Below are 14012 nucleotides of genomic sequence, written 5' to 3' on the forward strand. Positions count from 1 at the left end.
GCGCTGGTCAGAACAGTGAACGGAGCAGGAGGAGCACGGCGAAGGAACCGGACAGGACGTACACCGCTGGGGCCAGCCACCCGTGGTCGAGCAAGGGGCGAAGACGGCTACTGAGTGCCACGCCGACCAGCACCGAGGGGAGCAGGGAGAGCGCCAGGAGGAGGTCCGACGTACCGAACTCACCGGCCAGGGTCAACACGACCAACGAGATGGTCGTCCCTACGAAGAAGAAGGCGTTGAGGGTGGCCCGTAGTTCCGGGCCCGAGGAACCGTCCAGCACCAGGGCGATCGGAGGGCCGCCGACGGCCACCGAGGTGCCCATGAATCCGCTCAGGCCGCCGGCCCCCATGAGCGTCCACGGGGTCTTGGTGGCGTGCACTCCGGAGACCTTTAGACCCACGCCGACCAGCAACAGGGTGCCGAAGAGCAGGCCGATTCCGTCCTCGGACACCGCGGTGAGCGCCCAGGCGCCGAGCAGCACACCAGGAACCCGCCCGATTAGGGCCCACCGGAGGCCCGCCCGATCAATGGCGCCGTGCTCGCGCCAGGCGTAGAGGGCACAGAGCAACGGGTTGGCCAGCAGTACCGGACCGGGCACGAAGTCCGGGGCGATGAGGGCGAGTATGGGCACGGCGAACAGACCGGCACCAAAGCCCAGCACACCCTGAATGGTGCAACCGACGGTGAACACGAGCAGACCGAGTACGAACTCGAGCGTGCTCAACGGAGGCTCCCTCCGTCGCTGTGCCTATCCCCGATCGGACCGCCTGAGGCGTGCCGCTGCCACGTTTCGACCATGGCCGCATACTGCCCACCGAGGGCTATCAACTCGGCATGGGTCCCGTGCTCAACGATCCGTCCGTCATCGACGACAGCCACCCGGTCGGCTCGCATGGCGGTGGCCAGACGGTGGGCGATGAGGATGGCCGTGCGCCCCTCGAGCACCTGATCCAACGCCCGTTCGATGACCGACTCGGACTGCAGATCCAGGTTGGACGTGGCCTCGTCGAGCACCAGCACTCGGGGGCGAGCCAGGAACGCCCGGGCCAGAGCGACCAACTGGCGCTCGCCGGCAGACAGCGAGGCCCCCCTTTCGTGGATGGGGGTGTGGATACCGTCGGGCATCCGATCGAGCAGTGGTCCCAGACCGACTACCCGACACGCTTCGGCCACTTCGTCGTGGGGGGCATCGGGTCGAGCGAACGACACATTGTCGGCGATCGTTCCGTTGAACAGAAACGCTTCCTGGGGGACCACGCCCAGCTGACGCCGCAGCGAAGTGATACCGACGTTCCGAAGGTCGTGCCCGTCGATGGTGATGTGGCCGAACGTCGGGTCGTGGAATCGGGTGACCAGCTTGGCGATGGTCGACTTGCCGGCCCCAGTCGGCCCGACCACGGCCAAGACCTCACCTGGTTCGAGGACCAGATTGATGTCTCGCAGCACCAAGTGGTCGGAGTCGTACCCGAAGGTCACCGCGTCGAAATGGATCCGTCCGTCGATGGGGGGAAGGTCGACGGCGTCAACCAGTTCGACCACGGTTGGCTCGGTGCCGAGGAGGCCACGCAGCTTGAGCACCGCGGCATTGCCCTGCTGGTACTGGTTGTAGAGCTGTACCAGAGTCTGGACCGGAGCAAAGAAGGAGGTGAGGAACAGGAGGAAGGCGGTAAGTTCGCCGATCGTCACCTCGCCCCGGAGCGCCATTCGCCCACCGACGAGAAGGACCACAGCCTGGGCGATGATCCCGATGGACTCGGTGCCGGGTCCGAACAGGGCTTGAGCCCGGCCCATGTAGAGGTTGGCCTCCAGGTGGGCGTCGATGATGCGCTGGTGGCGGGCCACGTCGTGATCGCGACGGCCGAAGGCGGTGATGACCCGGATGCCGGCCAGGCTCTCGGCCAGGTTGGACAGGACGTCGGCGATGCGGTCCCGCACCCGGAGGTAACCGATGTGAGATACCCGTCGGAACCAGAGGGTCAGCACCACGTTGATCGGGACGACGGTGAGCAGACAGACAAGGGCCAGGCCGGGGTGGAGCACCAATAGGTAGGCAGTGATGACGATCAACGTCATGCCCTGGACTACGAAGCTGACCAGGCCCTCCTGGAGCAGGGTGGTGAGGGCCTCGATGTCGCTGGTCATCCGGGTCATCAGCACGCCCGACTTCTCGCCTGTGAAGAAGTCCAGCGACTGGCGCTGGAAATGGCTGAACACCCGGACGCGGAGGTCGTAGACGAGACGCTCGCCCAGTCGACCGGTGAAGCGGGTCCGTAGGAACGATGCGCCGGTGGAAAGCACCACGGCACCCAGGTAGGCCGACGCAACAGCCATCAGAACGCCGATCTCGCCGGCCAAAACGCCCTGGTCGATGCCGATCTGGGTAAGCAACGGACCCACGTGGAGAAGACCGGTCTCGGCGATGACCAGGAGAAGGGCCACGAACAGGCCGCCGGCGTGTGGGATCAGGAAGGTGCGAAGCCCGAACGGTCGCCGATCCCAGCGGGAATGCGAGAACGATACGTCCGGCTCGGGGTGGTCGGGTTCGTGGCGGAGGACGTCCTCGATCCGGGTTCGAAGCTCGTCGGGCACGTCGGCGTAGGGGAGACCGGCCTGGGCGTTGGCTTGGACCGACGAAGGTCCGGCGAAGAAACCGTGGCCGCCCATCAGTCGGCGCTCCGTGTTGCATCGGCGCCGACTCCGTCGGTCTGGGTGAGGATTGCCGCGTAGCGGGGCTCGGTGGCCAGGAGGCTGGCGTGCGTACCGTCGGCCACCACCCGTCCGCCCTCCATGAGGACCACCCGATCCGCGAGGCTGATGGTGGACAGGCGGTGGGCAATCACGATGGTCGTGCGGTCGGCCATGAGATCAACCAGCCCCTGGTGGATGTCTTCCTCGGTCTGGACGTCGATGGCGCTCGTCGCGTCGTCAAGGATCAGTATGCGGGGATCGGTCAGGATGGTGCGGGCAAGCGCGATCCGTTGGCGTTGCCCGCCCGACAGGGTGTAACCCCGCTCGCCGACCACTTCGTCGTAGCCGTCGGACAGACCGACGATGAACTCGTCGGCCCGGGCGATGTGAGCCGCTGCCTCAACGTCCGGGCGGGAGGCATCGGGTCGACCGAAGGCCACGTTGTCGTGGAGTCGCTCGGAGAACAGGAACGACTCGTCGGGCACCTGGCTCACTGTGTGGCGCAGCCCGTCCAGTCGGCGGTCACGGACGTCAATGCCGTCGACGAGCACCGCACCGGAGGTCACGTCGTAGAAGCGGGGGAGGAGTCGGGCCACCGTCGACTTCCCGCAGCCCGTCCTACCGACGATGGCCACCGTCTCGCCGGGCTCAATCACCAGGTCGAAGCCGTCTAGGACCGGGCGGGGGTCTCCCTCGTGTTCCGGGTCGGCCGTGGGATAGGAGAACACCACAGAGCGGAACTCCACCCGACCCAGTTCGGGGGAAGCCGTTGCCGGCTCACGGGCGCCGGGTCGGTCGACGATGGCCGGCTCCTCGTCGAGGATCTCGTAGATCCGCATCGACGAGGCGGCCGCCCGTTGTGCCTGGATGAGGACGAAGCCGAACATTCGGAACGGCATGGCGATCATGGTCACGTATCCGCTGAAGGCCAGGAGTGAGCCGACCCCCACCTGACCGTCGATGGCCAGGTGGCCGCCGTAGAGCAGCACGAGGGCCATGCCGAGGCGGGGGAGGGCTTCAATCATTGGATTGAATCGGGCGCGGGCTTCAATCAGGGCGGTGGCCGACCAGCGGAGACGGTCGGCGGCCCGTGCCAATAGGGCGATCTGGTCGAATTCGGCGGCAAACGACTTGACGACCCGGGTCCCGTTGACGTTCTCGTCGACCACCATGGCCACTTCGGCCATACGACCCTGGGTGACCCACGACAGGGGAAAGACCCGGTCGCGGAGTTTCTGGCCTAGTACGAAGACGAACGGCATGGTGGAGACGGTGACCAACGTGAGTGGTACGTGGATGCTGAGCATGAATCCGAAGGCCATGAGAAAGCTGACTGCCGAGAGGCCGGCCAGCGGACCGAAGGCCAGCAGGAGTTGAATGGAGCGGATGTCGGAGTTGGCTCGGGAGATCACCTCACCAGCCGCCACCCGGTCGTAGAAGGAGAACGAGAGCCGGGTTAGGTGCTGGTAGACGGTGTCCCGCAGGTCGGTTTCGATCCGACATGCCGTGCCAAAGAGGAGGTATCGGTAGGTGAACCGGAGCCCAAACGACGCGGTAGCCATGACGACCAGGAGGATGGCGTGGCGCTCCAGGTCGGCGAAGGCCGCGGAACCGTCGAGGCCGCCTAGTGACCGGTCGACGGCCTGCCGCAGGACCATAGGGACAGAGACCTGGAGGGCGAGGCCCACAAGTCCGGTAACCAGGACAACGGTGAAGGCGGCCCGTCGGGCGACGATCATCGGGAGGAGCCGACGGAACCAGCCCTTAGAGGTGTCGGGATCGATCTGGGGCGTCGCCTTCTTCGCTCCCATCAGGTCAGGCGGTGCCGGCGGCACGGGCAGCACGGATGGCGTCGCCGAACTTACTGAGGTTCTCGATAAGCGGCGTGGGGTCGCCGGCGTTCACGTGTGCTCCGAGCGCCATGAGGCGGTCGGCCACCGCACGGTCGGCGATCTCGAGGATCCGTCGGCCGCTTTCGGTCAGGTGGTGGACAACCCGTCGTCCGTCGTCGGGGTCGTCGTGGCGCTCGACGAGGTCCCGCTCTCCTAGCCCGTCCATCAGTGCGGTGATCGACGGGCGGCTGACCGAGAGCCGGTCGGCCAAGTCGGAGGGCGCGGCGCCGCCCTCGTCAAGGAAGACGAGGACCCGGTACTGGGAGAGGCTGAGCTGGTGTTCGGTCAGGGGAATGGTGATCTGGCGGGCCAGCTTGGCTGCGGCCCGGGCGGCGTCGACCTCCCTGGTGGGATGCCCCTCCTTGGCGGGAGGCGAGTCGTCAGGAGGGTTGGTCATGATGGTTAACGTATCGAACTATTTCTGAGGGCTCGCATCGGCCGTTACCGGTTGACGGGCATCGGTAGCCTTAGACCAGATGTCCACCTCCACGGGTTTGATGGCTATCGCCGCGCTGTTGATCATCAACGCGTTCTTCGTGGCGGCCGAGTTCAGCCTGGTGGCCGTGGACCGGGCCCGAATCGAGGCGGCTGCCACTGACGGCGACCCGGGGGCCCGGCGGGTCCGTGCTCTCCTGCACCGCTTGACTTCGCATCTTTCCGGAGCCCAGTTCGGGATCACCCTGTCAGCGCTGCTACTGGGGTTCGTGGCCGAGCCAACGGTGGCGCGCATCTTGACCGGCGATGACCACCCGACCGGGGCGTCGGTGGTGGTGGCCATTCTCGTGGCGACTTGTCTACACCTCGTGGTGGGCGAACAGGTGCCCAAATACCTGGCCTTGGCTGCGCCCGAGCCCCTCGCTCGCGGCTTGGCTCCCGCGGTGACGGTGATCGGTGTGATTGGTCGCCCGTTGGTGGCGGTGCTCGACGGAGCCGCCAACGCCGTGGTACGTCGCCTGGGAGTGATCCCGCGGACCGACCTCGACCCGTCGCGGACGCTCGACGAAATCGGGGACCTGATTCGAACCTCGGCCGACGAGACGCTGGATCCCGACGACGTGGCCTTGCTGACGCGCTCGGTTCGGCTGGCCGACAAGGTGGCCGCCGAAGTACTTGTGCCGCGACTCGACGTCCACTCGCTGGACGTCTCAGCGGTGGGCGCCGACCTGTTGGCCGAGGCGGAACGAACGGGCTGTTCCAGGTTCCCGGTGATCGACGGCGATCTCGACCATGTGGTGGGCATCGTCCACGTGAAGGCGCTGTTGACCATTGCCCGCGACTCGCGAGATCGGGTGCCGGTCGCCGAACTGATGGCACCGGCGCTGGCTGTCCCAGAGACTCGGGCGCTCGATGGCCTCATGGACGACTTCCGGGCGGCGCGCAGCGCCCTGGCTGTCGTGGTCGACGAGCATGGAGGAACCGCTGGCCTGGTGACCGAGGAAGATGTGGTCGAGGAACTCATCGGTGAGATCGACGATGACCTGCTGGACCTCACCGGAAAGTCGGCGCCACTTCCGCGAACCCAGGTAGACGGCCCCGGCAACATCGTGGTCTCAGGACGGCTGGGCCCCGACGACGTATACGAGGCCACGGGATTCGCCATCCCCGATGGCCCGTACGAAACTTTGGCCGGGTACGTCCTCCATCGGCTGGGGCGGATCCCCGAGCCCACGGCGAGGATCGACCACGAGGGTTGGCGCATCGAGGTCCTGGCTGTCGACGGTCGCCGGATCGAAACGCTCAGAATGGTGGCCCCCGCGCCGTCGCCGCCCGAGACTGAGGCCGAACCGGGGAGTCACCGATGGTGACCGCGCTGGCGTTGTGCAGTGTCCTGCTCCTCGTCGCCGTCAACGCTCTCTTCGTGGCGACGGAGTTCGCGCTGGTGGCTGCTCGACCGACGGTGTTGGCCGACGCGGCAGAGGGCGGATCGCGAGCGGCATCCCGGGCGCTCCGGGCCCGGCGGGACCTCCGTCTGCAGATGTCGGGTGCCCAGTTGGGAATCACGGCCAGCAGCATCGCCCTCGGGGTGCTCGCCGAGCCGGCGATCGGCGGCCTGCTGGAAAATCTGTTCTCAGCGGTCGCGGTCCCCGAGGAAGCGGCCGACACGGCGTCTTGGGTGGCAGCGATCGGCCTGGCAGCCGTGATCCAGATGTTGTTCGGCGAGTTGGTACCCAAGAACCTGGCCATTGCGGCTCCCGAACGCACGCTCCGGTGGACGGTGACCCTGCATGCAGCATTTGTCTCTCTGGCCAAACCTGCGGTAGTGGCCCTCGATCGGATGTCGGCGCTACTCATCCGCCCATTCGGCCTGACGGCCGTCGACGAGGTCCACCGTGCGGTAGGGGCCCCGGAGCTCACGTCAATGCTGGATGCGTCACGGCGCGAGGGCCTCATCGACGGGTTCGAACACGATCTCCTGTCGGGAGCGTTGGACCTAGGGCAGCGGACAGTGGCATCGGTGATGGTGCCCCGGTCCGAAGTAGCGACGGTCGACCGTTGGGCCCCGGTCCACGAGGTAGAACGCGTATTGGCCTCCTCGGGCCACAGTCGGCTGCCGTTAACCGGCCCAGATGGTGGCTTGGTGGGCCTGGTGCACGCCCGATCGGTGCTACGCCTACCGGTCGGAGCGGCCGACGACACCCTGACCACCGAGGAGGTCAGGACGATGGCCGTCCTGTCGCCCGACCAACCGCTGGACGAGGTACTCCATCTTCTGCAGCGAGAACGGATCCGTCTTGCTGCCGTGATCGGCACGGAGGGCTGGATTGGGATCGTGTCCCTGGAGGACGTCTTGGAGGAACTCGTCGGAGACATCCGCGATGAGACCGACGGGTATTCGGCTGGTGAAATCGATCCCAGCACGATGAGCACGTGAGTAGCCACGGTCGGTGGTCACCGGTCCATCAGGCATCGGAAGCCCGCCGGTAGGATTTCGGGGTGCATCGCCGCCTTGGCATGACCGTCGTGCTCGCCGGGCTGGTCACCGCCCTCCTTTCGACCGCTGTTCAGGCCGCGCCCCCCGCGGGCCGATCGGATCCCGCCGGTTCGGGTAGTGCCTCGAAATCGGTGGCTTTCACCAGCGACCCATCCCAGGATCTGGTCATCGACCGAGCCACCGGCCTGCTACCGCTTATCTCGGCAGCATCCGATGTGCTTCCCCTCGCCTTGGACGGCATCGCCGCCGCCGAACGACGACTCCGAGCCATGATCGATCTGCTGGTCAGCGCCCGGCAACGCCACCGTTCGGCGGTCCGGGCGTTCGCGGACGCCAACCGACTGGTCGCCGACAACGTGCGGGATGCGGCTCAGTTGCAGTCGGGTTATGGCGACGTCCTCGCCGGCATCTCCGCCACCGAACGTGCCCGCCTCGAACGCGACGCCAAAGGCCGACGCAACCGCTCGTCAGTGGTTCGTCAGGCGACGTCGTCGGACTGGGTTTGCCCGGTCGAAGGTCGCGTCAAATTTTATGATTCTTGGGGCGAGCGAAGGTCGGGAAACCGTCGCCATGAGGGCGTGGACCTAGTGAGCTTCAGGAACGCCCCGATCCTTGCACCGGTGGATGGTGTGGTCACCCACCGGTGGGACACCATCGGTGGCTGGTCCTTTGACCTGGTGGCCGGGGATGGCGACTACTACTTCGGAACCCACATGTCGGGATTTGGAAAAGTCGGTGAGGTCCGGGCCGGAGAGGTGATCGGATTTATGGGAGACACCGGCAACGCCGAGGGCGTGCACCTGCATTTTGAATACCACCCGGGTGGTCGTGAAAACGCCGTGAATGCCTACCCGATCGTGGATTCCCGCTGCAGCAACCGGACGCCCATGGACACGTCTCTCTACGACTGAGGCCCTACGAACTCAGGCGCCGATGGCGTGGTAACCGCCATCCACGTGGACTATCGACCCGGTAGTCGCCGGGAACCAGTCCGACAGGAGCGCCACGCACGCCCGAGCGACGGGTTCGGTGTCGTTCACGTCCCACCCCAGCGGCGCCCGCTTCTCCCAGGACTCCTCGAACTCGGAGAAACCCGGGATGCTCTTGGCGGCGATGGTGCGGATGGGGCCGGCGGCCACCATGTTCACCCGGACGCCATCGGGTCCGAGCCCCCGCGCCAGGTAGCGCGACGCAGACTCGAGAGCCGCCTTGGCCACGCCCATCCAGTTGTAGGCAGGCCACGCAAACCGGGCGTCGAAGTCCAGCCCAACGATCGAACCCCCGTTGGTCATGAGCGGTGCGACAACCTCAGCCACCGTCTTGAGCGAGTACGCAGAGATCTCCATGGCGACCGCCACGTCCGACCACTGGGCGGCCATGAAGTCCTCCCCAAGGCACACCTCGGGGGCGAATCCGATGGCATGCAGCGCTCCGTCCACCCGGCCCCACCGATCAGCCAGATGCCGCCGGAGGGACTCGGCCTGTTCGGCCGACGTGACGTCGAACTCCAGGACCTCGGCCTCTAAGGGCAACTTACGTGCCGTGCGTTCAGTGAGGCGAAGGCCCCGTCCAGCGCCGGTCAGGATCACCTCGGCGCCCTGCTCCTGGGCCAAACGGGCTACGGAGAAGGCCAGCGAAGCGTCGGTAAGTACGCCGGTGATCAGCAACTTCTTGTCGTCCAGGATGCCCACGTGGAATCCGTCCTTGTCTGTTGGGAAACCGACGCACTCGTCGGGGAACCGATTCGGAGGCTACCGGACGACCCCGGTAGCCTCGCCGGATGGAGATCGGACTGCTCGGAGCAACAGGCCCCGCCGGACAGGCCCTCGCTGCACGGCTGGCCGGAGTGGGACACGACGTGGTGGTCGGGTCACGCTCGAAGTACCGAGCCATGGAGGTACGGGACGCGATCCTCGACAAGTGGCCCGACCGGTCGCTCTCGATCCGATCAGCCGACAACTCGGGTGCCGCGGACGCCGAGGTAGTGGTGATCGCCACCCCATGGGACGCCGCTGCTGCCACCGCCCGGTCGGTGGCCGATCACCTTCACCGCAAGGTGGTGATCTGCATGTCCAACGCCATTGCCCAGGTGGCCGGAGAGTTTCAGCCGCTAGTGCCGCCGCGCGGGTCGGTATCGGCCAGCGTCCAGGCCGAGGTGCCCGATGCCTACGTGGCGGCCGCCTTGCACCATGTGGCAGCAACCGAGCTAGGCAACCTGGACACCGCATTAGCCAGCGACGTACTGGTCTGTTCTGACCACCAGCGGGCTACCGAAACGGCCTCAGAGATCATTGCCAAGATCCCGGGAGCCCGACCGTTGGACGCCGGCGGCCTATCCAACGCCATGGCCATAGAGGCCTTCACCGCCGTACTGTTGCAGCTCAACAGCCGGTACCGGACCCGGGTGGCCGTTCGGCTGACCGGCATCGACGACTGAGACCCTTTCGTGCCCGATCTCACCATCACCCTTCCCGACGGTTCGCAGCGCACTCTGCCCGAAGGTGCCACGGGCGCCGATCTGGCGGCAGACATCGGCCCCGGCCTGGCCAAAGCGGCGGTCATCGTCAGCGTCGACGGCGAGGGCCGTGACCTCGGTCGACCGTTGGCTGATGGTGACGCCGTCTCGGTGGTGACCGCCGACAGTGATGAGGGCCTCCACACGCTGCGTCATTCCACCGCCCACGTGCTGGCCCAGGCCGTCTTGGATCTCTGGCCGGGCGCCACCCACGCGATCGGCCCGCCCATAGAGGATGGCTTCTACTACGACTTCGAACTTCCGGACGGTGCTTCCTTCACCGCGGACGACCTGGCGGCAATTGATGCCCGGATGCGGGAGATCATCGACGCCGACCAACCCTTCGAGCGATTCGAAGCGGGAGCCACCGAGGCACTCGAGCTCTTTGCCGATCACCGCTACAAGCGGGAGATCATCGAGAAGGTCACGGCCGGTGGAGCGGACCCAGAGATGGCCGGCGAAGCATCGAACGACGGATCGGTCTCCTGGTATCGCAACGGAGAGGGTTTCGTTGACCTCTGCACCGGGCCCCACGTGGCGTCCACCGGGCGACTGGGCCACTTCGCGTTGCAGAAGGTGGCCGGCGCCTACTGGCGGGGTGACGAGAAGCAGCCCATGTTGCAGCGCATCTACGGCACTGCTTGGGCTGACAAGAAGGCACTCAAGGGGTACCTGCATCGTCTCGCCGAAGCGGAGAAACGCGACCACCGCCGGCTGGCCGCCGAACTGGACCTGGTGTCCTGGCCGGATTCGCTCGGACCCGGACTGGCTGTGTGGCACCCCAAAGGTGCTCTGGTGCGAAAGATCATCGAGGACTACAGCCGGGCCCGTCACGAGACGGGCGGCTACGACTTCGTCTTCAGTCCCCACATCGCCAAGTCAGTGCTGTGGGAGACCAGTGGGCACCTCGACTTCTACGCCGACGGCATGTACCCGCCCATGGAGCTGGACGGGGCGAGCTACTACCCGAAGCCCATGAACTGTCCATTCCACGTGGCCGTCTACCAGAGCTCCCAACGCAGCTACCGGGACCTTCCCCGCCGGTTTTTCGAGTTGGGAGCCGTGTACCGCTACGAACTTTCGGGGGCCATCCACGGCCTGCTTCGGAGCCGCGGATTCACTCAGGACGACAGCCACATCTTCTGCACGCCCGACCAGATTCCCGACGAGCTGGCCTCGCTGTTGGAGTTCACCCTGAGCGTGCTGCGGGCCTTCGGCTTCGAGGACTTCCAGGCCAAGTTGTCGACCCGCCCCGATGAGAAGTCGGTGGGTGACGACGCCCTGTGGGACATGGCCACCGACGGGCTCCGGCAGGCGTTGGAGTCGGCAGGCCTCGACTACGTGGTCGAAGAGGGTGGCGGTGCGTTCTACGGGCCAAAGATCGACGTGGACGTCACCGACGCCATCGGGCGACCCTGGCAATTATCGACCATCCAGCTGGACTTCAACCTCCCGGAACGTTTCGACCTGGAATACGTGGGCGACGATGGCGGTCGGCACCGTCCGGTGATGATCCACCGTGCGCTGATGGGGTCGATCGAACGGTTCTTCGGCGTGCTGCTGGAGCACTACGCGGGCGCGTTCCCGCTGTGGCTGGCTCCCGAGCAGGTGCGGGTGCTGCCGGTGGCCGATGAGCATCAGGCCTACGCCGAGTCGGTACGCGACCGTCTGGTGGCTGCTGGACGACGGGCCACCGTGGACCCGGCAGATGAGCCGCTGGGCAAGCGAGTACGGGCCGGCAAGGTCGGGAAGATCCCCCACGTGCTCGTGGTGGGTGACGACGACGCGGCCCACGGCACGGTGGGCGACAACGCCCGGGGTGCCGCTGCTCCCGAGCGTGACCTTTCGCTGGACGTGTTCCTGGTCCGGCTGGCCGATGCAGTGGAGTCCGGTGCGCTGGTGGCTTCGGGGCCAGCGGGGGAGACCAAGCCCTGACCGGTCTGGATCGCCTGTGGGCCGGCTGGCGACACGCCTATGTGTCGGGACTGAACGAGGAGTCCGACGCGCCCCTTGATGACGGCGAGGGCCGCACACTGTTCGAGGTGCTGGCCGATGGCGACCATCCCGACGACGAGACCCTGGTGCTGCAACGGGGGCCGACGTGCTTCGCGGTGATGAACGCCTATCCGTACACCAGCGGACACCTGATGGTGCTGCCCCGGCGGGCCGTGGGCGAGTTGGCTGAACTAACCGACGACGAGCACGCCGAACTGTGGGCGACGGTCCGGGATGCGGTGGCGGCCGTGAACTCGGCCCTAGATCCCGGTGGGGTCAACGTGGGCGTGAACCTCGGCCGGGCGGCTGGTGCCGGGATCCCGGGACACCTGCACGTTCACGTGGTGCCTCGCTGGTCTGGCGACACCAACTTCACCACCACGGTGGCCAACGTCCGGGTACTACCCGAGGCGCTGGGCGAGTCTTGGCGACGCCTCCGGGAGGCCTGGCCGGCGTGACCGGAGCCGGATGGGCTCCCGATTATGCACGGGACCTGACCCGATGATTCGTTCGGTACTGCTCGGACCAGCCATGGTCAGCATGGCCCTGATGGCTACGGCTACAGCCTGCGGCGAGACCGCCGAGTCGGGGGTCAAAGGATTCGCCCCCGAGCCGCTGATCTGGGAGACCTGCGGATACACCGAATGCGCCACCCTCATCGTTCCGATGGACCACGCTGTTCCGGAAGGACCGACCATTGAGGTGGCCGTGGCCCTGAAGCGGGCCGTCGCCGAGCCTCGGATCGGGGTGCTGGTGATGAATCCCGGCGGTCCGGGCGGGTCGGGTATCGAGATGCTGGAGTGGATGGGTCCAGCAATAGCCCATACGGACTTTCTGGGACGCTTCGACCTCGTCGGATTCGACCCTCGGGGATCGGGGTCCAGCACGACCGTCTCGTGCGTCGACGACTTCGACGACGAGATCATGGTGCTGGGACCCGAAACTGGTCTTCAGGAGGCAGTGGCTGAAGCCGAGGACCTGGTCGCCGACTGCCTGGAACGCAGCGGAGACCTCGCCCATCATGTGGGGACCAATGCCGTGGCCCGCGACATCGACATGCTGCGCCGGGCCATGGGCGAAGAACAGATCTCGTACCTGGGATATTCCTATGGGACCCGCCTGGGTGCCGTGTACGCCGCCCTGTTCGGAGACCGGGTCCGGGCCATGGTTCTGGATGGGCCGGTGGATCCGGCTGAACGGGCGAGTCGTCCCAGCCGAAACCAGGCCGACGGGTTCGAGGCTTCCTGGTCGGCCTTCGCCGCGGCGTGCGACGCTGAGCCGGACTGCCCACTGGGAGTCGTGGGGGGCGCTGAGCAAGCGTTCGCCGACGCGGTGGCCGCAGTGGCGGCGTCTCCGGTTCCGGCGGGCGATCGACAGGTGACCCATGGCGAGTTCTACCTGGGAGTGGCCGCCGCCCTGTATTCGCCCGAGACCTGGCCGATACTGGGAGAGGGCCTAGCCGAAGTGGTGGTCTCCGGTTCAGCCGTGATCCTCCAGGACCTTGGCGACATACTCCTGGGGCGCCGGGATGATGGCTCGTACGACGGTTCGATGGACGCCATGTTCCTGGTGGACTGTGCGGACGACCCCGAACGGCCGCCGCCCAGCGAGGTTTTCAGCGCCTCGTTGGCGATTGCCGATTCGCTGACCCACTTCGGTCCGGCATTCGCCGGTTCAACCGGCTGTCATCCGCTGCCGGCGGCAGTGGATCCACTTCACGTGGGGCCAGCGGACCTCGTGGTGCCAGCGTTGGTGGTGTACCTCGAAGGGGATCCGGCGACCCCGCCGATATGGGCAGGTGCGCTGATCGCGTCTCTGGGCGACGCCGTGGGGATCTCGTCGGATGCCGAGGGACATGGCGGCTACCTGGCAAACTCGTGGTGTCTGACCGAACCGGTCACCCGGTACCTGGTGGATCTCGAGGTACCCGCCGATGGGTGGTCATGTCGGGAACCAGGACGAGAGCATTGACGGCCCGGGTTCCAGGATC

The 14012-nt window shown here is 66.5% G+C and carries 12 protein-coding genes; 7 read left to right on the top strand and 5 right to left on the bottom strand.

The window, feature by feature from the left end:
* Positions 1-7: 7 nt before the first annotated feature.
* From QF777_04580 to QF777_04595, 4 genes are read right to left on the bottom strand one after another with little or no spacing between them, the layout of a single operon-like run.
* Positions 8-724: a sulfite exporter TauE/SafE family protein gene (locus tag QF777_04580; GenBank protein MDP6910823.1), complete on the bottom strand. Its 717-nt coding sequence runs from the start codon at positions 722-724 to the stop codon at positions 8-10.
* The gene (locus tag QF777_04585; protein ID MDP6910824.1) at positions 721-2664 is read right to left on the bottom strand and encodes an ABC transporter ATP-binding protein; all 1944 of its coding nucleotides are present in this window, start codon (positions 2662-2664) and stop codon (positions 721-723) included. The genes QF777_04580 and QF777_04585 overlap by 4 nt, the downstream gene beginning before the upstream one ends.
* The gene (locus QF777_04590; GenBank protein MDP6910825.1) at positions 2664-4499 is read right to left on the bottom strand and encodes an ABC transporter ATP-binding protein; all 1836 of its coding nucleotides are present in this window, start codon (positions 4497-4499) and stop codon (positions 2664-2666) included. Before QF777_04590 ends, QF777_04585 begins: the two co-directional genes overlap by 1 nt.
* Before the next feature lie 4 nt (positions 4500-4503).
* Positions 4504-4977, bottom strand: coding sequence for a MarR family transcriptional regulator (locus QF777_04595; GenBank protein MDP6910826.1), 474 nt, complete (start codon positions 4975-4977; stop codon positions 4504-4506).
* A gap of 79 nt (positions 4978-5056) precedes the next feature.
* On the opposite strand from QF777_04595, the gene QF777_04600 reads away from it, so the two are divergent.
* The 3 genes from QF777_04600 to QF777_04610 all read left to right on the top strand — a co-directional run bounded on the left by QF777_04600 (position 5057) and on the right by QF777_04610 (position 8423).
* Entirely contained in the window at positions 5057-6385 is a 1329-nt protein-coding gene (locus tag QF777_04600) for a hemolysin family protein (protein MDP6910827.1), read from the top strand.
* On the top strand, positions 6379-7452 hold the full coding sequence (locus QF777_04605; GenBank protein MDP6910828.1) for a hemolysin family protein: 1074 nt from the start codon (positions 6379-6381) through the stop codon (positions 7450-7452). The genes QF777_04600 and QF777_04605 overlap by 7 nt, the downstream gene beginning before the upstream one ends.
* 62 nt (positions 7453-7514) lie before the next feature.
* Positions 7515-8423, top strand: a complete 909-nt coding sequence (locus QF777_04610; protein ID MDP6910829.1) for a M23 family metallopeptidase — start codon at positions 7515-7517, stop codon at positions 8421-8423.
* Between the two features lie 12 nt (positions 8424-8435).
* Here the strand turns inward: QF777_04610 and fabI are convergent, their stop codons facing one another.
* On the bottom strand, positions 8436-9203 hold the full coding sequence (gene fabI / locus QF777_04615; GenBank protein MDP6910830.1) for an enoyl-ACP reductase FabI: 768 nt from the start codon (positions 9201-9203) through the stop codon (positions 8436-8438).
* Positions 9204-9292: 89 nt separating this feature from the next.
* On the opposite strand from fabI, the gene npdG reads away from it, so the two are divergent.
* From npdG to QF777_04635, 4 genes are read left to right on the top strand one after another with little or no spacing between them, the layout of a single operon-like run.
* Positions 9293-9949 carry an NADPH-dependent F420 reductase gene (gene npdG, locus QF777_04620; protein MDP6910831.1) on the top strand — a complete coding sequence of 219 codons (657 nt, stop codon included), beginning with the start codon at positions 9293-9295 and terminating at the stop codon, positions 9947-9949.
* Between the two features lie 9 nt (positions 9950-9958).
* Positions 9959-11962 carry a threonine--tRNA ligase gene (gene thrS / locus QF777_04625; protein ID MDP6910832.1) on the top strand — a complete coding sequence of 668 codons (2004 nt, stop codon included), beginning with the start codon at positions 9959-9961 and terminating at the stop codon, positions 11960-11962.
* A gap of 41 nt (positions 11963-12003) precedes the next feature.
* The gene (locus tag QF777_04630) at positions 12004-12480 is read left to right on the top strand and encodes an HIT domain-containing protein (protein MDP6910833.1); all 477 of its coding nucleotides are present in this window, start codon (positions 12004-12006) and stop codon (positions 12478-12480) included.
* 43 nt (positions 12481-12523) lie between these two features.
* Positions 12524-13993, top strand: a complete 1470-nt coding sequence (locus QF777_04635; protein MDP6910834.1) for an alpha/beta hydrolase — start codon at positions 12524-12526, stop codon at positions 13991-13993.
* Positions 13994-14012: the final 19 nt, after the last annotated feature.

This window comes from Acidimicrobiales bacterium, assembly GCA_030747595.1.
GTDB lineage: Bacteria > Actinomycetota > Acidimicrobiia > Acidimicrobiales > MedAcidi-G1 > UBA9410.